Annotated in this window: 21 protein-coding genes and 4 tRNA genes; 21 read left to right on the top strand and 4 right to left on the bottom strand. The window is 37.7% G+C overall.

The features are described from left to right. The first annotated feature begins 77 nt into the window (after window positions 1-77). The 10 genes from TOL5_RS18955 to TOL5_RS18910 all read left to right on the top strand — a co-directional run bounded on the left by TOL5_RS18955 (window position 78) and on the right by TOL5_RS18910 (window position 6,028). Window positions 78-167: transfer RNA gene (locus tag TOL5_RS18955), tRNA-Ser, on the top strand. 15 nt (window positions 168-182) lie between these two features. After that, window positions 183-259 (top strand) — tRNA-Arg (locus tag TOL5_RS18950). 47 nt (window positions 260-306) lie between these two features. Next, a tRNA-Arg gene (locus TOL5_RS18945) sits at window positions 307-383 on the top strand. Window positions 384-480: 97 nt separating this feature from the next. Continuing rightward, on the top strand, window positions 481-942 hold the full coding sequence (locus TOL5_RS18940; RefSeq protein WP_005034002.1) for a hypothetical protein: 462 nt from the start codon (window positions 481-483) through the stop codon (window positions 940-942). Between the two features lie 778 nt (window positions 943-1,720). Then, complete coding sequence (locus TOL5_RS18935) at window positions 1,721-1,918, top strand: hypothetical protein (RefSeq protein WP_004825146.1); 198 nt, start codon at window positions 1,721-1,723, stop codon at window positions 1,916-1,918. Between the two features lie 197 nt (window positions 1,919-2,115). Continuing rightward, window positions 2,116-2,775, top strand: a complete 660-nt coding sequence (locus tag TOL5_RS18930; protein WP_151780547.1) for an amino acid ABC transporter permease — start codon at window positions 2,116-2,118, stop codon at window positions 2,773-2,775. Continuing rightward, a complete protein-coding gene (locus TOL5_RS18925) occupies window positions 2,765-3,436 on the top strand; it encodes an amino acid ABC transporter permease (RefSeq protein WP_005033993.1) in 672 nt (223 codons plus the stop codon). Before TOL5_RS18930 ends, TOL5_RS18925 begins: the two co-directional genes overlap by 11 nt. After that, entirely contained in the window at window positions 3,433-4,164 is a 732-nt protein-coding gene (locus TOL5_RS18920; protein ID WP_151780546.1) for an amino acid ABC transporter ATP-binding protein, read from the top strand. Before TOL5_RS18925 ends, TOL5_RS18920 begins: the two co-directional genes overlap by 4 nt. 31 nt (window positions 4,165-4,195) lie before the next feature. Then, on the top strand, window positions 4,196-5,101 hold the full coding sequence (locus tag TOL5_RS18915; RefSeq protein WP_221260573.1) for a cysteine ABC transporter substrate-binding protein: 906 nt from the start codon (window positions 4,196-4,198) through the stop codon (window positions 5,099-5,101). Window positions 5,102-5,161: 60 nt separating this feature from the next. Then, window positions 5,162-6,028, top strand: coding sequence for a cysteine ABC transporter substrate-binding protein (locus TOL5_RS18910; RefSeq protein ID WP_221260572.1), 867 nt, complete (start codon window positions 5,162-5,164; stop codon window positions 6,026-6,028). A gap of 65 nt (window positions 6,029-6,093) precedes the next feature. Here TOL5_RS18910 and TOL5_RS18905 read toward each other — a convergent pair whose 3' ends face one another. Beyond that, window positions 6,094-6,531, bottom strand: a complete 438-nt coding sequence (locus tag TOL5_RS18905; protein WP_042086930.1) for a winged helix-turn-helix transcriptional regulator — start codon at window positions 6,529-6,531, stop codon at window positions 6,094-6,096. Window positions 6,532-6,635: 104 nt separating this feature from the next. On the opposite strand from TOL5_RS18905, the gene TOL5_RS18900 reads away from it, so the two are divergent. From TOL5_RS18900 to TOL5_RS18890, 3 genes are all read left to right on the top strand, one after another. Further along, window positions 6,636-7,904, top strand: coding sequence for an MFS transporter (locus TOL5_RS18900; RefSeq protein WP_221260570.1), 1,269 nt, complete (start codon window positions 6,636-6,638; stop codon window positions 7,902-7,904). Window positions 7,905-8,026: 122 nt separating this feature from the next. Further along, window positions 8,027-8,103, top strand: a tRNA-Arg gene (locus TOL5_RS18895). Window positions 8,104-8,201: 98 nt separating this feature from the next. Continuing rightward, window positions 8,202-8,987 carry a hypothetical protein gene (locus tag TOL5_RS18890; RefSeq protein ID WP_221260569.1) on the top strand — a complete coding sequence of 262 codons (786 nt, stop codon included), beginning with the start codon at window positions 8,202-8,204 and terminating at the stop codon, window positions 8,985-8,987. Between the two features lie 23 nt (window positions 8,988-9,010). On the opposite strand, the gene TOL5_RS18885 is transcribed toward TOL5_RS18890, so the two are convergent. Beyond that, window positions 9,011-10,300, bottom strand: coding sequence for an SRPBCC family protein (locus tag TOL5_RS18885; RefSeq protein WP_221260568.1), 1,290 nt, complete (start codon window positions 10,298-10,300; stop codon window positions 9,011-9,013). Between the two features lie 188 nt (window positions 10,301-10,488). Between TOL5_RS18885 and TOL5_RS18880 the strand changes: the two genes are divergently transcribed. The 6 genes from TOL5_RS18880 to TOL5_RS18855 all read left to right on the top strand — a co-directional run bounded on the left by TOL5_RS18880 (window position 10,489) and on the right by TOL5_RS18855 (window position 15,408). Further along, window positions 10,489-10,989, top strand: a complete 501-nt coding sequence (locus TOL5_RS18880) for a YcxB family protein (protein WP_004825133.1) — start codon at window positions 10,489-10,491, stop codon at window positions 10,987-10,989. Between the two features lie 45 nt (window positions 10,990-11,034). Then, on the top strand, window positions 11,035-11,673 hold the full coding sequence (locus tag TOL5_RS18875) for a fumarylacetoacetate hydrolase family protein (RefSeq protein ID WP_005033976.1): 639 nt from the start codon (window positions 11,035-11,037) through the stop codon (window positions 11,671-11,673). Between the two features lie 240 nt (window positions 11,674-11,913). After that, window positions 11,914-12,447, top strand: coding sequence for a PAAR domain-containing protein (locus TOL5_RS18870; protein WP_199995747.1), 534 nt, complete (start codon window positions 11,914-11,916; stop codon window positions 12,445-12,447). Further along, entirely contained in the window at window positions 12,440-13,177 is a 738-nt protein-coding gene (locus TOL5_RS18865; protein ID WP_139421529.1) for a VRR-NUC domain-containing protein, read from the top strand. The genes TOL5_RS18870 and TOL5_RS18865 overlap by 8 nt, the downstream gene beginning before the upstream one ends. A 12-nt stretch (window positions 13,178-13,189) precedes the next feature. After that, window positions 13,190-14,290 (top strand): type VI immunity family protein, encoded by a 1,101-nt coding sequence (locus tag TOL5_RS18860; RefSeq protein ID WP_199980086.1) that lies wholly within the window; start codon window positions 13,190-13,192, stop codon window positions 14,288-14,290. Between the two features lie 17 nt (window positions 14,291-14,307). Beyond that, the gene (locus TOL5_RS18855) at window positions 14,308-15,408 is read left to right on the top strand and encodes a type VI immunity family protein (protein WP_199995748.1); all 1,101 of its coding nucleotides are present in this window, start codon (window positions 14,308-14,310) and stop codon (window positions 15,406-15,408) included. A 104-nt stretch (window positions 15,409-15,512) separates the two neighbouring features. Here TOL5_RS18855 and TOL5_RS18850 read toward each other — a convergent pair whose 3' ends face one another. Next, window positions 15,513-16,286 carry an AraC family transcriptional regulator gene (locus TOL5_RS18850; protein ID WP_100884458.1) on the bottom strand — a complete coding sequence of 258 codons (774 nt, stop codon included), beginning with the start codon at window positions 16,284-16,286 and terminating at the stop codon, window positions 15,513-15,515. Window positions 16,287-16,432: 146 nt separating this feature from the next. Here TOL5_RS18850 and TOL5_RS18845 point away from each other — a divergent pair, with 146 nt between their 5' ends. Beyond that, entirely contained in the window at window positions 16,433-17,374 is a 942-nt protein-coding gene (locus TOL5_RS18845; protein WP_151713278.1) for a DMT family transporter, read from the top strand. 90 nt (window positions 17,375-17,464) lie between these two features. Here TOL5_RS18845 and TOL5_RS18840 read toward each other — a convergent pair whose 3' ends face one another. Then, entirely contained in the window at window positions 17,465-18,709 is a 1,245-nt protein-coding gene (locus tag TOL5_RS18840; protein WP_004825126.1) for a YihY family inner membrane protein, read from the bottom strand. A gap of 118 nt (window positions 18,710-18,827) precedes the next feature. On the opposite strand from TOL5_RS18840, the gene wrbA reads away from it, so the two are divergent. After that, a complete protein-coding gene (gene wrbA / locus TOL5_RS18835; RefSeq protein WP_221260567.1) occupies window positions 18,828-19,421 on the top strand; it encodes an NAD(P)H:quinone oxidoreductase in 594 nt (197 codons plus the stop codon). Window positions 19,422-19,425 lie beyond the last annotated feature (4 nt).

Raw genomic sequence — 19,425 nt, 5'->3', positions numbered from 1 at the left:
TGAGTAAATTTCTCTATTTTTTTTAATATCATCACTTGCCGAATCGGGTTTAACTTTGTATTATGGCGGCTCGTTACGGTGAGATGGGTGAGTGGCTGAAACCACATCCCTGCTAAGGATGCATACGGGTAACTGTATCGAGGGTTCGAATCCCTCTCTCACCGCCAACGATTACTTATGACGCGCTCATAGCTCAGCTGGATAGAGCACTTGGCTACGAACTAAGGGGTCGGGAGTTCGAATCTCTCTGAGCGCACCAATAAGTTAATCAACATGTAACGAATGCCTTTAGGCAACACAAGTATTGCGCTCATAGCTCAGCTGGATAGAGCACTTGGCTACGAACTAAGGGGTCGGGAGTTCGAATCTCTCTGAGCGCACCAACTTGAACATCTTCGGATGGTAAATCAACCGCTTCATTGCGGTTTTTTTGTGTCTGTAATTTGATAAACTAAAAAAAATAACTTAAGAAAATTATCTATGCAGAAAATTTGTGACTTATATATTCCTCATATTTTGGATGATTATTCACCTCTAGAATATTTACATATCTTGGAACCACATTTTACATATGACCCAGAGAAAAGTTATCAAGGATATTTGAATGTTAATGTTCGCCGTATAACACTAGTAAATTTTATTACAGAATTCCGAAAACGGAAAATGCAAATTTATAATGTTCCAATTCAGTATCGAGATCAGGCAAATTTATCAATAGATCAAGCATTTGAATATGCATTAAAAGCAATAGATTTGGAAAATTATCACATAACTAAAACGAGTTTTATGGGAATGGATTCTCCTGTTGTTTGGCGATTTCCGTTGTCTCATTTATTTGAGGAAAAAGCGGGTGCAGGGATCAGTGTGGATAAATTAGATGGTCATATTTGGACAATGGAAGAAATAGAAGAATATGATTATGATTTTAATAATTTTTTATAGTTTATTAAAAGAAATTCTTTGAGTTTGTTTTTAGGTTTTTGATTTATCTTTTATGATTCAATGTTAACAAATTGGACCACATCAGCATCTAAATCATTTCGCATATTCTCTTCTAAATATAGTTCAACAGAAAGCGCTAAGTGAGAGTAAGCTTTAACCTTTTTTAGGTTAGGATTTTTTAGGAGTTGAGGATAAAAATTTAACATTTTGATTAAAATCGAGTACACATTTTGAGTATCTGATTCTTCCACCATCGCAAATAAATCATCAAGTCAAGAATTACATATTCTTGACTTTGACTTTTTAAGAAATCTAGAAATAATTGGGAAAGCTGTAGTGCTTCATAACTAAAGTGGATCCCTGTCCCAAAATATTTCTGAAAATTATAAATAGTATACAAGTAGTTGTTTTATAGTTAATAATATGAATATTTACCCTCTATTTGAGATTCGTAAAGATGGATATTTTCTTTAGAAAAGAGTGCTAACCAAAATAAAGGAATTAAATTTTTGATGCAAAGCCAAGCGCACTAACATTATTGAAATCACATTTAGGAGAAGGACTATTTGAAAAATACAAAGTAATACAACAGCTCATTTTTAATATAGTGGCTAAGAGTTATTTAATTAATAAAACTATAAAAGTTAAGTAAAGTGTACACCTCTAATTGCATTTAAATCTACACGTCTATTCTTGTCGCGAAGCAAGTTGTCTAAGCCCAATTTCCGAGCTAAAAACTTTAAAATAACAACCAGAATATTGGCTTTGAAGGGATCACATGACAGCATATACAGACGGATACTATATCTATGAGCATGTGGATTTCATTTGCCATTTTAATTTACAGCAATGTGATGGCTGTAATCGAACCTTGACAGGCTTTGTCTATGAACTGCAAATTCAAAGCTTGGACAATGAGTCTGTGATTTTTTGTACCGCATGTATGGAGCAATTGGAGTTGGTGAACGTGGATTAATCACTTCGAATCTTGTGCTTTATTGTTCTCATTGTCCCCGATATTCTCTATAAAAAATCAACGAAGGACCATTATATTTATCGAAAAGCTTATCTGATAATCATATTTATTTAGAAAAAAATATCGCTGTAAGATGGTTCAAAATCATTTTTTCTGCTTTAGCACATTGCATAAAATAATTATTCTGGACGATTTCTTTGAATTGGCAATATATCTATAGTGTGATGCCTCAGTTTGTTTCGGCAACCCTGACGACACTTAAAATCTCAATCATCAGCATTATTCTCGCCATCTTGGTGGGTTTAATATGCAGTATTTTGATGACTTATCAAGTACGTGTATTCGACAAAATAGCCAAAGTCTATATTGAGCTATCTCGCAATACCCCCTTATTAATTCAGCTTTTTTTCCTTTATTACGGTTTACCCAAATTAGGAATCAAAATCGATGGATTTACCTGTGGTGTGATCGGTTTGACCTTCTTAGGTGGAAGCTATATGGCGGAAGCGTTTCGGGCAGGATTGCAATCAGTTGTCCAAGGGCAAATTGATTCAGGTGAAAGTATTGGTCTGAATCGAGTGCAAGTCTTTCAATATGTTGTTTTCCCCCAAGCCCTATCCGTTTCGATTCCTGCAATTGGGGCAAACTGTTTATTTCTGATTAAAGAAAGTTCGGTCGTCAGTGCAATCGCCGTGGTTGAATTACTATTTGTCACCAAAGACTTGATTGGTATGGACTATAAGACCACAGAAGCATTGTTTCTGCTGATCATGTCCTATCTGATTATTTTATTGCCTGTCTCTATTCTTACCAGTTATCTGGAATACCGTAGTCGGAGGGCAAGCCATGGAGTTTGATTATCTCTTTCAAACAAGCCACCTTGTTCGGTTGTTTGAAGGGCTATGGGTTACTGCCAAAATCGCCTTCATTTCTGTATTTTTCTCGGCAATTTTTGGCACTGTTTTGGGGGTGATCATGACCTCAAAAAATATTCTGATTAAAGCAATTTGTCGTCTGTACTTAGAGGCGATACGCATTATCCCGATTCTGGTTTTACTGTTTGTTTTCTACTTTGGTTTTGCAACATGGTTTAACTGGCAATGGTCAGCAGTGTTGGTTTGCATTGTTGTTTTTGTTTTGTGGGGAACTGCTGAAATGGGTGATTTGGTCCGAGCGGCAATCACCTCTATTGATCAGCATCAAAAGGATGCTGCCTATGCACTGGGTTTGAGCCCAATACAAACTTTGAGTTTTGTGGTTTTTCCATTGAGCCTTAAACGTGTTACGCCTGGTGCAATCAATTTGTTTACCCGTATGATCAAAACCAGCTCCTTGGCTGTCCTGATCGGGGTGGTGGAAGTGATCAAAGTGGGTCAACAAATTATTGAAAACTCGCTGTTGGTTGTACCCAATGCCTCGCTGTGGATCTATGGTTTGATCTTCTTTTTATATTTCCTGATTTGCTATCCCTTATCTCGTTTGGCAACACATTTAGAAAAAGTTTGGGAGTCACGATGACTTTGTTATCTATACAACAATTACAGAAATCATTTGCAGAAAGTCATATTTTACAAGGCATAGATTTGGACGTAAAACAAGGTGAAGTTGTGGTGGTTCTGGGTCCTTCAGGATGTGGAAAAAGCACTTTGTTGCGCTGTATTAATGGCTTGGAAAAAATCCAAGGCGGTCAGATCTATTTAGAGGGTTCGGGGGTGTTAGGGCAGGATATACCATGGGTTGATGTACGTCAAAAAATTGGCATGGTGTTTCAAAACTACGAACTTTTTGGACATATGAATGTGATTGATAACATTCTGTTAGGACCCTTAAAAGTTCAGAAACGTCTTCGTATAGAAGCAGAAAAGGTTGCGGATGAATTATTAAAGCGGGTCGGATTATATGATCGCAAGCAGGATTATCCACGACAACTTTCGGGTGGTCAAAAACAACGTATAGCAATAGTGCGCTCTTTAGTCATGCAACCCCAAGTGATTTTACTGGATGAGATTACAGCGGCTTTAGATCCAGAAATGGTGCGAGAGGTTTTAGATGTGGTACTGAAACTTGCCCATGAGGGAATGACCATGTTGATCGTGACACATGAAATGTCGTTTGCTCGAAAAGTCGCAGATCGTATTATCTTCATGGACAAAGGTAAAATTATAGAACAAGCCACACCTGAACAGTTTTTTCAGCAGCCACAAACTGAACGTGCGAAAGCATTTTTAAATATGTTGAATTATTAGCAAATCGATTTAGAAATAATAACGAGGAAGTATGGCTTTATCTTATTTAACACAATCTCCGAATTTTTTAAAAATTTCCACGGCTGTTCGAACATTGGGTATCGCACTATGTGTGGGAATAATGACTGCTTGTAGTCCCTCATCAGAATCACAGCAATCGATCACGCAGGATCAACAAAAGGATCAATCTTTAGAAAAGATCAAGCAGAAAGGATTTTTTCGAGTTGCCGTTTTTGCCGATAATCCACCATTTGGTTATGTGGACAGTACGGGTAAACCACAAGGTTTTGATATCGCTTTAGCAAAAAGAGTGACCAAAGATCTGCTTGGGGATGAAAATAAAATTGAACTTGTGGTGACTGAGGCTGCAAACCGTGTGGAATTCTTAAAATCAGGTAAAGTGGATGCCGTATTTGCGAGTTTTTCAGTCACACCTGAGCGTAAACAAGTGGTCGACTTTGCTCAGCCTTATTTAAAAGCAGCTTTGGGTATCGTATCGCCTAAAGCTAAGCTGATTACAGATATTCACCAGCTCGATGGTAAAACCTTGATCGTCAATAAAGGTTCAACTTCTGATATTTATTTCACCAAGAACTATCCAAAAATTAAATTATTGAAGTTTGAGCAAAATACCGATGCATTTAATGCCCTAAAAGATGGTCGTGGTGATGCTATTTCGCAAGACAGCACTTATGCCTTGGCATGGGCATCGGAAAACCCAACATTTACTGCGGGGATTCAACAAATTGGAAACCAAGATTTTATTGCACCAGCCGTAAAAAAAGGTGATACGCAACTTTTAGCTTGGTTGAATCATGAAATTTTAAGCTTACAAAAAACGGGCGAAATTCAGAAAATTTACGATCAAACCTTACAACCCGTTTATGGCACAACCGTAGATTCCAAAGTCTTTTTGGATGTCACACCGAAATCATAGTTGAACGAAACATCACAATAACGATCGCTTAAATATCAAAATAGAACAGAGGATAATGAAATGAATATATCACTTAAACAGTTCACTCATTTACTGGCGGCATCCGTATTGAGCTTGGGTTTGGTGGCGTGTAATAAAAATACCGCAAGCACTGAAAAAACGGCTGAACCTGAGCAAACAGCGACAAACAGTATTGAACAGATTAAGAAAAATGGGGTGGTTCGTATAGGTGTATTTAGTGATAAACCACCTTTTGGTTATCTCGATGCACAAGGTAAAAATCAAGGCTTCGACGTGGAAATTGCCAAGCATGTTGCCAAAGACTTATTGGGGGATGAAAATAAAGTTCAGTTTGTTTTAACTGAGGCAGCCAATCGTGTTGAATATTTAAAAGCCAATAAAGTGGATATTATTTTTGCCAATTTCACTGTGACACCTGAGCGTCAGGAAGTGGTCGATTTTGCTAAACCTTATTTAAAGGTTTCTTTGGGAGTGGTCTCACCTAAAGCCAAGCCGATTACAGATCTGGCTCAATTAAAAGGGCAAACCTTGTTGGTCAATAAAGGCACTACAGCAGATTCATTTTTCTCTAAATCCCATCCTGAAATTAAATTACAGAAATATGAGCAAAATACAGAAACTTTTGACGCGTTGAAAGATGGTCGAGGTGTTGCACTGGCTCATGATAATTTATTGGTTTTGGCTTGGGCAAAAGAGAACCCAAATTATACAGTAGGTATTACCAGCTTAGGTCAGCATGATTTAATTGCACCTGCTGTGAAAAAGGGCGACAAAGCACTTTTAGATTGGTTAAATCAAGACCTCGAAAAATTATCTAAGGCAGGTGTAATCCAACAAGCCTATGAGAAAACACTCAAACCTGTCTATAGCGACAGCATCAATCCAAAAGATTTGCTGGTGGAGTAATGCCATCATCAGGTTCTACGACTGAAAAAGCTTAGCACGTTGAGTACAAGGGAAGCATTTTGCAACTAAGAGATTTTTTTGACCAAAGTATCTTGTGCAAGAATCTGCTTTCCTTGTTTTGTCATGGGTTGCATAAGTGCCAACTCCTCTCCAGTATGTTGATCTATCAAAATAGAGTGGGGTTGATTGTGATCAAATAAAAATTGTTCGCCCCATTGTCTGAATGCAACCACAATTGGAAATAAGGCAATGCCTTGTTCTGTTAATGCATATTCTAAATAAGCAGAGCCATCTGAAGCAGGTTGAGTTTTAAGAATTTGCGCATCAACTAATTTGGTCAAACGATCGGACAAAATGTTTTTGGCAACATTTAAATTTTTTTGAAAATCGCTAAAACGCTTAAGACCATCAAAAGCGTCTCTAATAATCAGTAAGACCCAACGATCTCCAATCAACTGTACTGAACGAGCCACAGGGCAGGCTTGGTATTTTTCTTGATTCATTTTATTTACACGTCATCAAAACTAAGACTATAAAACCAGTTGCAATTTAAAACAAGTTTAAGTATTTTTAATCTGGTTGTAAATTAAAACCAGGTTGATATGAAATGAAAAATAAGACGATCCAAGCGCAACAAATAAAAGCCCATCAAGAAAATTTCTCAACACTGCCACAGGCTTTGGTGATTTTATTGGCATGTGCTGCTGGGTTGAGTGTGGCAAATGTTTATTATGCCCAGCCTTTACTGGATTTGTTTGCTCAAGATTTTAAATTGTCTTACTCATGGGCAGGTCTCATTGTTTCATTGACTCAAATAGGCTCAATCATTGCGTTGATTTTTATTGTGCCTTTAGGTGATTTATTACAACCAAAGCGATTGATATTGTTGCAAATACTGAGCTTGTGTGTGTCACTGGTTTTATTGATTGTTTCAACGCATATTGTTGCTCTATTTGCGAGTATTTTGCTTGTGGGAATGCTGGGAACAGCAATGACTCAAGGGCTAATTGTATACGCATCAGTATTAGCACCTGCTGAAGCACGTGGAAAAGTAGTGGGTATGGTTCAAGCTGGCGTGTTGTTGGGTATACTGTTATCCAGAGTTGTGGCTGGAACTTTAGCCGACTGGTTCGGGTGGCAAGGAACTTATGTATTTTCACTCATCTGTATGAGCATGACCTGTATGCTGTTATGGAAATTTCTACCGATGACTTTTCAAGGTATTGCATCATCTAAAAAGCCCAGTTACTTACAGATTATATTTTCAGTATTTGAACAACTATATCGTCATCGTGTTTTACAAATTCGTGGTCTATTGGCTTTGATTATTTTTATCAATTTAAATCTTTTTTGGAATGCTTTAGTTTTTCCTTTATCTATCCCGCCGTTTGAATATTCACATCGTTTAATCGGCTGGTTGGGTGCGATTGGTGCGATCGGAGCAGTAATGGCGATTCGTGTAGGGGGATTGGCAGACCGCGGTTATGCACAACAGGTCACCCAATTTGCATTTTTACTCATGATCATTTCGTGGTGGGTGTTGAGCAGTTTGTATTTTTCAATTTGGATATTTATTTTGGGTATTGTCTTGTTGGATGTTGCCATTCAAGCCGTACATGTGATTAACCAAAGTTTAATCTTTCAAGCAGACATTCAGTTACATGGGCGTTTGGTGGGGGCGTATATGTTGTTTTATGCATTGGGCAGTTCTATCGGTTCAATCTTAGCAACAACTTTATATAGTTATTGGGGATGGTCAGCCGTGTGTTTGGCTGGCGGAATATTGAGTTTAGTTGGATATTTATTTTGGTATTTAACCCGAGGGATCGTTGTTGAATGGCAAAAAAGTATGCTTCGGTCGATTGCTAAAACTTAAAGCGACTGCTTTTTAGCTACTTAGAAAGCAATAGCCCAAATACTAGACACTTAGATCATAACGGGATAAATAGCACTTAACAAAAAACTGAAAAGGCGTATAATGCGTCCCATCAAGACGTCGCGCTCATAGCTCAGCTGGATAGAGCACTTGGCTACGAACTAAGGGGTCGGGAGTTCGAATCTCTCTGAGCGCACCAACTTGATAAAATATTGAAAAAACCGCTTCATTGCGGTTTTTTTGTGCCTAAAAAATGTCACAATGACAAGGATAACAAAAAATAAGGTCAGTGTTTTGATGTATAAAAAATCTTTATTTTTGCTGATGGTTGTTGTTACGCTGTTGAGTGGATGTACAGCAATTTTATGGAATAATAGTGATTCTGGAACGCTAGCCACAGGTAAAGTAGTTTCTAGTCATGCAGATAGAGTCACTGTAGATCAGGATCAAATTGTTGGCTTTGCCTACTTAAAAGAAAGTTCCTCTTCAAAAACCAATGTTGATATAAAAAATCTGGACACATCTTTAATTGTGATTGGGCAAAAATATGCTTATATGATTGATATTGGGAATCAGGAAATTTTAGAGACCATTCAATCTGATTTAGACCCAAAATATTGGCGAATTAGACCTGTTCGTTCAAATGAAGAATATTTTGGATTATCTTTACTACCTCAAATCGATGACGATAAGCATTTACAACAGGTTAAATTCAGTGCTGATATTGAACTGTATTATGCTAAAAACAATTTAACCCAAAATGAGCAGCAGCAATTATCTCGGTTGAATTTGAGTCAATATGAATATGGTCAAGAAAACACTGAGTTCTATCGTAGAAAAATTGGATTGGTGGGGCATATTGTGGGTCTAAATGCTGAAATGAACAAAATGAAATTTCAGCACTTTAGCCATAATTATCCGATTGAGATCTATACAAGTGGTAAAACACATTATTCTCTACATGGGAAAACCCTTTTACAGAAGATTGCACTCACTCCTGTGACCTTAGTCGGGGATATTGTGGCAATCCCGCTTTATTTGCTTTTCAATATCGGATCGACCATTAAAAATATTGCCCATTGATGAGGGATAGCAAGCAACACCGATTATTTCACTTTCTGAGCAAAAATAGCATTTGCCCCTAATGCAGGTAACATTTCATGATAGGGTAAGCTACGTGCTGCTTTGAGTAAAAATGGTGCTTTTTCATCGATTTTGATGGTTGTGGTCATCTTTAATAAAGTGTCATTGCCTTGAGGTAAGAACTGAATTTGACCTTTGAGATAACGCAAATCTCCTCCATTGGCGTAGAAGTTATTTTCAGTCGCTTTGGGGTAGCTAAAATGCATCTTAAAATCAAAAGGAATACTGATCACACCTAAACCTACACTGACTTTAAATTCCGCATCTTGACCTTGTTGAGTACTAGGTGTTGTTTTTATATTTGTGATTTGTCTTGGAAAAATTTCTTTATAAGACATCGGTTGAGTCCAACGCTGTAACTGTTGTGGTGTTGCATTGATATATTGGTAAGTGGTGGTAAAGCGTAGAACTTCACGACCATGCGTATAAGGAACTGTGACAGGATTTAATATCAGGCTCACAGGTTGTTGAGCATTGGCACTCACTTGAACAATTTTATTGATTTGAGCTGTGCTCAATTGAGGACTAGGCAGTTGACCTGCGTTTAATGCGGTTATCTTTTTCGTTGAAAACTTATTTTTTAATGCCTCCAAGACAAATGCACTTGAACCATTCGGAATGGCAAGTTTGACTTCAGGAAATGCATTTAAAATCTTCTTAAATAAAAATCCTTGCGGCCGATTTAAATCTCCCCACTGTGTTAGGGTAATTAAGGTTTTATTCTCGCCTAAACTAAACCATTCAAATTTCCCTGCTGCATAAGGAATAGGACCATCAATCACCAGTGTTGAAACACTGTTTGTTCCGAGTTGATGTTGTAAGATAACATCTTCGTTAAAATTTAAAACAGGGATCGGTGTAGGGATTGAAATACGATATTTCAGTTGACTGACTTGACCTACGGTTTCCATGACTTTTGCTGATTTTAAAGTAGGAAATAATCCGACATATTGGCTGTAATTGCTTAACGTTTTTGCAACGTCTTGACTGCTTACAGGAACAACGATTGCCGCTGTAGAAAAATGAGCAATCGGTTGTTGATTTTTGGTCAAGGTTGGTAACGCCGTTTTAATGGCAGGATGGGGATAAATTAAAATATTATCTTGTGCAATTGCAGCAATTTGTTGTGCATTTTGGTCAAAAGGTTTTAATGCACTTGGAATGTTTTCTGTCCATGCTACTAATTTTGCAACACTATTTTGGTTTATTCCAAGCAAAATAATCAAACTGATATTCACATAAACATGCTTCATTGCGGTTCCTTTGCAAACTTTATTTTGGTGATCTTCATCCAATTTAGACGATCTTTGTCTTATGGTTATTAAAAAGGGTTTGGCTGAGAAAAGTAGAACTGTTGTGTAAAACGTGACGAAAATCGGTCTATCAGGCTCTAATCTGGTGTAATATCTTGGCATCCTAAAATATTTATATTGAAGCAACTATGTCAGACACTCAGCCTGCATTATCTGCACGTTATTATCTTAATCTAGAAGAATCTCAAGATGGTTTTAAACTGGCGACATTTGGAAAAAAACAAATCAGCCAATTGCTTACCCCTTTGGTCAGTATTGGGATCATTGTATGGGGTATTTATCTTGGTTTGGATGGTGTGGGTAAATATTACGTTTGCTTGGGTGCTTTTTTCTTAATTTTACAGATGTTGATGCGCTATTGGTTTTTACCGATGATGTTTAAACGCCAGTTTGTAAAGTACCAATTTGGTAAGAGTGAGCAAGGCATTGAACTGTTCCAAGATTATATGGAATTATTCAGTAGTGGGCGACCGAAACAAGTGCATCATTATTCAGATGTACAGAAATTTGCAGAAGGCAAACTCACTTATATGATTGAATTAAAAAATCGTACTGTGGTGATTGTACCAAAACGTGCTTTTGCAACACCCACAGATCAAAGCATTTTTATTAATACATTCAAAAAGTAATTAGACTGAACAGTTTTTAACGGTGATCAATAAGAAGGGAACAATATGAGTACACGTCCATCTAAAATTGTGTGTGTAGGTCGTAGTTATGCAGCACATGCAGCAGAATTAGGAAATGCAATTCCAGACCGTCCAGTCTTATTTATCAAACCACCTAGTAGTCTGATTTCATTACAAGAGGGTATTTCGTGGAATGAAGCATGGGGAAATTGCCATCATGAGTGTGAACTGGCTTTACGTATAGATCAACCCCTCAAAGCTGAGACCAATCTAGACAAAGTTTTAGATGCAATTGGTGCTGTGACTTTAGGTTTGGATCTGACGTTGCGTGATTTACAGGATGATTTAAAGAAAAAAGGTCAACCGTGGGAGCGCGCTAAAGCATTTGATGGTTCATGTGTGTTGGCGGATTGGGTTAGTGTAGATGAAGTCAAAGACTGGTCGGCAGTAAAGTTTGAATTTGCTGTAAATGATCAAGTTCGACAAAAGGGAGATACCTCACTGTTGATTTTTGATATTGCTTATTTACTTGCAGATATTAATCAAGTGTTCTGTTTAGAACCGGGTGATGTCATCATGACAGGAACGCCAGCAGGGGTCGCTGCCTTGGCTTCAGGGGATCAACTTTCGATGACATTACATGGTCAAAGTCAAGATTTTGTTTGGAAAACCTTTGTAAAATAAAAAAGCAATCACCAACATTAAACCCATTGTTTATACCTGACTAAACAATGGGTTTTTTGTTGAATGTGATTCTTATTTGTCTCTTTTAAATACTTGAATTTTTAAGATAAATTTCTTGTTTTGGTTTGTTGAAAATTACAAAAGCCCTATTTTTTTGATTCAATATTCAGTATATTGACTACTATTGTTTATATTTAAATATAAATCATTTTAATAAAATTAAATTATAAGAGCAGAGTTATGAATAAGCCGATTATTGTCCAAGGCTGTAAAACTGATCATGGTGGCGTTGTTTTGCATGGTCATCCAACAATATCAATAAATGGTATAGGGATGGCAGGCAAAGGTTATATGGTCGCTTGTCCTAAGTGTAAAGGCATTTTTCCAATAGCCGAAGGTGCACCTAATTTTATTCTTCCTGATGATACTCAAGTTGCTTTAGTTGGAATGAAAACTGCCTGTGGCGCAAAATTACTGCCAAGCTCATTTCAGGTGGTTGTTGAGCCCAGTTCACCCTTTGGTTCTCAGTTAATGGGCAATCCAAATGATGAGGGTGAGGAAACAGTCCCACCACCACAAGACCATCAAGGGCGTTTTCAATTGGTTGATCAAAACACTGGTGAACCTATAGCGAATCGTCGAGTTCGTGTGACGATGGGAGATGGTACAACGACGATTTATGCAAGTGATGACCGAGGTTTTACCGATTGGATCTATACGCCTTCCGAAGAGGAAATTCATCTTAATTTAGTGGATGAATTAGACAATGGCTGATCAAGGAAAACCGCAAGGGATTTTAACGACAGGACCCTCTCAAAATCCGACGATTAAAGTCGTTGCTATTATCAGCGATGCCTTAGATCTTCAAGATAAAAAAGTGATTTGTAAGGCGATTTGTTATTGTGAAGTCAATCCCAACAAAGGAAAAAAGAAAGAAACCAATCAATACCAAGCTTGCGTATCAGAACGTTTAGGAGAGCTGGATAAATTTTTAAATTATCAAAGCCCTTACAAAGCAGAAGTGAATTATGATATGCATCGGAATCCGCCCGCACCAATTATGGAAAAAGGAATAATCACCAAAGTACACCCTTATCTTCCAGGTTGGATTAAAAAGTATTGGGAAGTTGAAAAAGGTTATTCTTTTGAAAAGGGGCAGGGTATGGTGCGTCGTCCTGATGTGGTGATTGTGAAAGATCCTAATCTTCCCCCGACCCAAGACAATATCAAACATGTTGTTGAAATAAAATTTAAAGATACTTATAGCAAGGATCAAAGAGAAGATTATATCAAAGTAGCTGGTGATCCTAATAAACTAAAAAAGTTAGATCCAGATGAATGTGACTGCGGGAATGATGATGAGAATGGTAAAACCTCAACGGTTGTCGAGTTTGTAACTTGGGCTGCTGGACTGATTGCTGCTGCAATTCAATTAAGAAAAGGCAAACTTCCAAAACTTCCTCGATTTCCATCACCTAAACCTTCACCTCAGCCTGCTTGGTAAACGGAGAATGCAATGTATTTAAAAACTGAAGAAGAATATAAACTGTGGGCTGAGCAACAACAACAAGGTGCAATTGGCGGAGGGCTTTTTGCCAAAGGTGGTCCTGAAGATTATGTGGGTGCAATACCTGCAATTCGTGCAGTTTTATATTTTAAAGAGGGCTTTAGTGATGATATGCGAGAAGCGATTGCCCAATGCTTTGATGATTATCAAACTTATGCCAAAGACCATTTAACATGGCTGTGGTTGGATGAACCACCCAAAGGAGCAGGTTCTGATAGCACAGAATTTAAAAATGTAAAACCCATACGTGAGATTTTTAAATTTTATAGTCCAATGAAATCACTGGGTTTCTTATATACCAGTGGTAAAGAGAAATTCGCAACTGGACCATGGGAGTTTCGTTTTAGTGGTAAGAGTAAATGGCAAATCATAAATGGTACTTATCAAAGTACCTTAACATTTTCTATGCCTATAGAATGGGTAGAAGAAAACACGAAAATTTTTATTGAGTTATTTATTAAATTTGCAAATCGCTTAAAAGCCAAGCATGGTTATGCTGGCTATGCCTGTATTCTCTCTCAAATTCGAGATGATAAAAATGAACCAACGGAAGCCTACTTATCTCGAAAATGGTGGGCAATGGATGTGGGTGACCCCATTATCACATCTAATTATCTATTAAATGGAATTAAAACTGTGAGTTGGTTAACAGCAATTAATTATGAATGGTTTAACCCGATCAAGGAAGAACAAGCACTCAATAGTGAATTGCCCATGAGTTGGTTTATTGGCTATGACTATGGCACAGGGATCGTCATTCAGGCAGGAAATTTAGCTCTAAATGGCTTTGTTGAAGAAGACCCATTACCTGCTCCCTATGTATTGTTAAATCGAGTTCTAAAACCGTTACGTGTTGAAAAGATTCGAGCAATACACTATGGGAATCATAATAATGAAGAAAATCCTTTGATTACTGGTTATCGCGCAGAAGCATGGATGAAACGCTTTGATATCGAAGAAGCAGAAAAGTTGGATTATTTTGGGAAATTGCAACAAGAAGCTAAATTGATTTCTAAATATGCCTTTTTAGATAGGCGAGTAGATTGGTAGGATAATCTGTTTATCATATGTATTTTAAAACTGAAGAAGAATATAAACTGTGGGCTGAGCAACAAGAACAAGGTGCGATTGGTGGAGGGCTTTTTGCCAAAGGTGGTCCTGAAGATTATGTGGGTGCAATACCTGCAATTCGTGCAGTTTTATATTTTAAAGAGGGCTTTAGTGATGACATGCGAGAAGCGATTGCCCAATGTTTTGATGATTATCAAGCTTATGCCAAAGATCATTTAACATGGTTATGGCAGGATGAACCGCCAAAAGGGGAAAGAGAGAATATTGCTTTTAGTGATGCCAAGCCTATTCGGGAGAGCTTAAAAAACTATAGTCCAATGAAAGCTTTTAATTTTATATATATCAGTGGTAAAGAGAAATTTGCAACTGGACCATGGGAGTTTAATGCAAGTGGTGCGAGTAAATGGCAAATCATAAATGGTACTTATCAAAGTACCTTAACATTTTCTATGCCCATTGAATGGGTAGAAGAAAACACGAAAATTTTTATTGAGTTATTTATTAAATTTGCAAATCGCCTAAAAGCCAAGCATGGTTATGCTGGTTACGCATGTATCATTTCACGAATTCGAGATGATAAAAATGAACCAACGGAAGCCTACTTATCTCGAAAATGGTGGGCAATGGATGTGGGTAATCCTTATCTTGAGTCAGACAATCTACTGAATGGAATAAAAACCGTGAGTTGGTTAACAGCAATTAATTATGAATGGTTTAATCCGATCAAGGAAGAACAAGCGCTCAATAGTGAATTGCCCATGAATTGGTTTATTGGTTATGACTATGGCACAGGGATCGTTATTCAGGCAGGAAATTTAGCTCTAAATGGCTTTGTTGAAGAAGACCCATTACCTGCTCCCTATGTATTGTTAAATCGAGTTCTAAAACCGTTACGTGTTGAAAAAATTGGAAGTTTACATCGGGGAAATCATAATAATGATGAAAATCCTTTGATTACTGGCTATCGCGCAGAAGCATGGATGAAACGCTTTGATATCGAAGAAGCAGAAAAGTTGGATTATTTTGGGAAATTGCAACAAGAAGCTAAATTGATTTCTAAATATGCCTTTTTAGATAGGCGAGTGGATTGGAGTTGATTAGCATATGTCGAAATTTTTTAATTTATTAAAACGTTTTTATTTTCAATTAACTGATCATTATATTCAGTAGATTGACCATTTCAATTTATTACTAAAACGGTCTAATGATCAAATAATTTTCTAAACTGATCTGGTGTGAGCATCATCCAACGTTTAAACATATTAATAAATGCAGAGGCATTGGCATAACCTAGATCTAAAGCAATACTTTCTACAGTTCGACCTTCATTCAGCAAAGACATGGCTTTCATGACTTTGAGGCGTTGTCGCCATTCATTCAAAGACATTGCAAGTTCCTTTTGACTGAGTCGCGCTAAAGTCCGCTCAGTCATATTGATTCGTTTAGCCAAGCTTTCCAAGGTGCTTTGATCAGCGGGATGGGCATGTAAGAAATCTAAAATTTGCTTAAGCGCATGATGGTCTGTGTGTGGTAAATAGCTGCCAATGAGTTCTGCATGTTGAAGTTGATCCAATAAGACTTGTAATAATCTTAAATATTCAGGTTCTGTCTCTTGAAGTGAATGCTGTTTGAGATGCTGTAAAATGGCGGAAACAAGCGGAGAGGTTAAAAGAATCCCTGCTTGTTGCGGTAGGGCATGACAAAGTGACTCATGTATATATAAGGTGGCATGTGAAACAGAGGTCCTGTTTAATCCACTATGTTGGGTATTTGGAGGTAACCAAACCCCATAAGGTGGTGGAGTAATATAATTCATCTGATGAATATTCACTTCCATAACACCATTGAATGCATAAATAAATTCTCCCCAAGCATGCCCGTGTTGAGGATAAATAGATTGTGCAGGATCATGTCGAAAAATAAGCCAAAGCGGGGCAATAATCTCATCATTGGTCGTGAGTTGAGTAAAATGCATTGCATGGGCTGTTTTTCTTATGACCACGATAAATTGCCTGAATTAGATGATGCTTTGTCTACTTTGAATTATATTCTATAAAACAGACAGGAATATAGTGTAACTATTCTCTTGAGTTCGAGTGCAATATCGTGGATACGCGCAAAATGCTGGATCGCAAAGCATCTGCTTTGATGGTTGGATTATGTATGATTTGGGGTCTACAACAAGTCGTACTTAAATTGGCAGCAGCAGATATTTCACCCATGATGCAAATTGCCATTCGCTCAGGACTTTCTGCAATTTTAGTCTATCCCTTAATACAGCGACAAAAAGGGACAACGCTATGGTCTAAACAATATTTATTTCCAGGCATGTGGGTTGCATTTTTATTTTCAGCGGAGTTTTTCCTCGTAGCAGAAGCACTTAGGTATACTTCTGCATCTCATACCGTAGTTTTACTCTATACCGCACCTATCTTTGTAGCATTGGGTTTACATTGGAAACTTCCTGCAGAGCGACTCTCCATGTTGCAATGGGTGGGAATTTTTATTGCATTTTTAGGTATCGTGGTGACCTTTTTAGGTCGGGAAGAAGTACACAGCACTGCTACACAAGCGATGATTTCTAATACTTTGTTTGGTGATTTTCTCGCTTTGCTTGCGGGCTTACTTTGGGCTCTGACCACGATTTCTTTGCGTTTGACTCAGTTATCGGATGCGCATCCGATACAAACTTTATTCTATCAATTGGTTGGTGGCTGTGTATTGCTATTGCCTTTGGCTTTTCTGATGGGGCAAGCTGAAATTCATTGGACAGGTTTAGCTATTGGGAGTCTGATTTTCCATACCATTGTGGTGTCGTTTATCAGTTTTATGTTGTGGTTTTGGCTACTTCGAAATTACTTGGCTAATCGCTTGGGGGTATTTTCTTTTCTTACTCCGATTTTTGGAATGTTATTTGGTGTACTTTTTCTGAATGAACAGATTGAATTAAATTTTCTTTTTGGTGCGGCAATGGTCATGTTGGGCGTAATGATTGTCAGCTTACATCATTGGATTGAAAAGAAATTCTATTCTCAAGTAAAGACCAATGAGTGGTCTGAATAACAGTATTTCAATCGCAAAAGGCTAAGCATTTTTTATTGCCACCGACTGATCAGTGAATGGAAAATGCTTAGCGCCAGTGACTTATTTCAATTATTTATCATCTAAAATCGTTGAAAGTGGAATAGATAATTTGGCTGCCAAATATTCATCAGACTCAATCAGTGTTGGACCAATATGTTTCATCCACACATCATCATCATGAACATGTTCGACGTCTTTACGACGCGGCAAAGTATAAGGCAGTGAAGTATAGAAAGACCAAAAATCGATTTCATCTAAATTTCTGACCAATACATACTCGTTGTTATCTGTGCGTTTAACCAAATTCTGCTTTTCTAAAAGCTGCACGTAAAGAGGCCAGCGTCCAATTTCACCACGACCTAAAATATCGAGAGCTTCAGTATCCGTGACCACTTGTCCTGTTTTTTGCTTTTTATAGAATAATTCCAAGATGTCCAACATCATCAGTACAGGGTGGCGCGTCTGAATCTTGCCTGTATGAAAAGCAGTTAAGGCATAACTAATTTCCACACCCAATAAGACGATATTCCAAGATAAAAATATCCATAACAGGAAAATTGGTACAGCAGCAAATGCCCCGTAGACTAAGGTATAGCTGGTGAAATTGGTCATCACAAAACCAAATAGATTTTTTAGTAATTCAAAAGCAACAGCGCCAAATACTCCAGCGATAGCAGCTGCCTTGATTGGAACGCTACGATTGGGAATCGTCCAATATAAAATAAAAAATCCTAAAGTGGTGAGTGCAAAAGAGATCACTGCAAATAAGGCTGTACCATCTACTTCATAGCCCGCAAAGTTATTACTGAGTACATTCATTGACGCCAATGTAGACGAAATCACAAAGGCACTGCCCAACAAAATTGGTCCTAAGGAAATAATCGTCCAATAGCGCATAAAGCCTATGATGCCATTACGTGTTTCTTTGACGCGCCAAATACGGTTGAACACACTTTCAATACTGGTCAGCATCAGCACGGTTGTGATGAATAAAAACAATACCCCGATTACGGTTAAATTGCTTGAATTCTCTGTAAACACATTAAAGGCTTTATCAAAAGCAATACTGGTTTTAGGTAGAAAATTACTGTAAATCATCTGCTGGAGTTGTTGTCTGGCAGGTTCTAGCGCCTTAATCGACGAAATGATGACCAAGAACACTGTCAACATGGGGACAACCGCAAATAAAGTGGTATAGGTCAGTGATCCTGCTTGATCACGACAACGATCTGCTTCAAAACGACGTATTACAAAAAGAATGAATTGAAACCAAGTTTTTTGATAGAAGGGTAATTTTTTAATTAATTCAAACATATATCTCTGATCTCAATTATTTTTCGGCATATCTTTCAGTTTCATTTATTAAGCTTACCCAAAAAAGCCGAAAAATACCGTATAGTTTTATTGTCTTAGCTATTATCAACCCACACTTATGCAAGCCTATGTTCTCGTACTTTACTATAGCAAATATGGATCTACCAAAGAAATGGCACACTTGATTGCCAATGGTATCGAAGCAACCGGAACGGCGGTAAAAATTCGCACAGTTCCTCATCTTTCAACGGTGGTTCAACAAGCACAACCGAGTATTCCAGAAAAAGGCGATATTTATTGTAGTTTGGAAGATTTACAAAACTGTGCAGGCTTGGCGCTTGGCTCTCCAACACGCTTTGGAAATATGGCTTCTGAAATGAAATATTTTTGGGACCAAACTACCAGTCTCTGGTTAAACGGTGCTTTGCACAATAAACCTGCTTGTGTCTTTACCTCATCAGGTTCAATGCACGGTGGACAGGAAAGTACATTACTGACCATGTTACCGCCGTTATTTCATCACGGAATGATGATTATGGGATTGACCAATGCTCATCCCGCATTATCAAATACCAAATCTGGTGGTACACCTTATGGGGTGAGTCATGTCAGTGGACCACGCCATGACCAAAGTTTGAGTACAGATGAAAAATTATTATGTACTGAGCAGGGCAAGCGTTTAGGGGAAGTAGTAAAAAAACTAAGTATATAAGTTG

Origin of the sequence: Acinetobacter sp. Tol 5 (assembly GCF_019702905.1) — a bacterium.
Lineage (GTDB): Bacteria > Pseudomonadota > Gammaproteobacteria > Pseudomonadales > Moraxellaceae > Acinetobacter > Acinetobacter bereziniae.
This window is presented reverse-complemented; position numbering and strand designations above follow the sequence as displayed.

What these genes read in the sequence shown, in the direction of transcription:
- TOL5_RS18890 (WP_221260569.1), top strand. Translation starts at nt 8,202, where the DNA reads ATGTATAAAAAATCTTTATTTTTGCTGATGGTTGTTGTTACGCTGTTG.
- TOL5_RS18865 (WP_139421529.1), top strand. Translation starts at nt 12,440, where the DNA reads ATGGCTGATCAAGGAAAACCGCAAGGGATTTTAACGACAGGACCCTCT.
- TOL5_RS18915 (WP_221260573.1), top strand. Translation starts at nt 4,196, where the DNA reads ATGGCTTTATCTTATTTAACACAATCTCCGAATTTTTTAAAAATTTCC.
- TOL5_RS18935 (WP_004825146.1), top strand. Translation starts at nt 1,721, where the DNA reads ATGACAGCATATACAGACGGATACTATATCTATGAGCATGTGGATTTC.
- TOL5_RS18920 (WP_151780546.1), top strand. Translation starts at nt 3,433, where the DNA reads ATGACTTTGTTATCTATACAACAATTACAGAAATCATTTGCAGAAAGT.
- TOL5_RS18855 (WP_199995748.1), top strand. Translation starts at nt 14,308, where the DNA reads ATGTATTTTAAAACTGAAGAAGAATATAAACTGTGGGCTGAGCAACAA.
- TOL5_RS18875 (WP_005033976.1), top strand. Translation starts at nt 11,035, where the DNA reads ATGAGTACACGTCCATCTAAAATTGTGTGTGTAGGTCGTAGTTATGCA.
- wrbA (WP_221260567.1), top strand. Translation starts at nt 18,828, where the DNA reads ATGCAAGCCTATGTTCTCGTACTTTACTATAGCAAATATGGATCTACC.
- TOL5_RS18880 (WP_004825133.1), top strand. Translation starts at nt 10,489, where the DNA reads ATGTCAGACACTCAGCCTGCATTATCTGCACGTTATTATCTTAATCTA.
- TOL5_RS18925 (WP_005033993.1), top strand. Translation starts at nt 2,765, where the DNA reads ATGGAGTTTGATTATCTCTTTCAAACAAGCCACCTTGTTCGGTTGTTT.
- TOL5_RS18870 (WP_199995747.1), top strand. Translation starts at nt 11,914, where the DNA reads ATGAATAAGCCGATTATTGTCCAAGGCTGTAAAACTGATCATGGTGGC.
- TOL5_RS18905 (WP_042086930.1), bottom strand. Translation starts at nt 6,531, where the DNA reads ATGAATCAAGAAAAATACCAAGCCTGCCCTGTGGCTCGTTCAGTACAG.
- TOL5_RS18860 (WP_199980086.1), top strand. Translation starts at nt 13,190, where the DNA reads ATGTATTTAAAAACTGAAGAAGAATATAAACTGTGGGCTGAGCAACAA.
- TOL5_RS18885 (WP_221260568.1), bottom strand. Translation starts at nt 10,300, where the DNA reads ATGAAGCATGTTTATGTGAATATCAGTTTGATTATTTTGCTTGGAATA.
- TOL5_RS18840 (WP_004825126.1), bottom strand. Translation starts at nt 18,709, where the DNA reads ATGTTTGAATTAATTAAAAAATTACCCTTCTATCAAAAAACTTGGTTT.
- TOL5_RS18850 (WP_100884458.1), bottom strand. Translation starts at nt 16,286, where the DNA reads ATGCATTTTACTCAACTCACGACCAATGATGAGATTATTGCCCCGCTT.
- TOL5_RS18940 (WP_005034002.1), top strand. Translation starts at nt 481, where the DNA reads ATGCAGAAAATTTGTGACTTATATATTCCTCATATTTTGGATGATTAT.
- TOL5_RS18845 (WP_151713278.1), top strand. Translation starts at nt 16,433, where the DNA reads ATGCTGGATCGCAAAGCATCTGCTTTGATGGTTGGATTATGTATGATT.
- TOL5_RS18900 (WP_221260570.1), top strand. Translation starts at nt 6,636, where the DNA reads ATGAAAAATAAGACGATCCAAGCGCAACAAATAAAAGCCCATCAAGAA.
- TOL5_RS18910 (WP_221260572.1), top strand. Translation starts at nt 5,162, where the DNA reads ATGAATATATCACTTAAACAGTTCACTCATTTACTGGCGGCATCCGTA.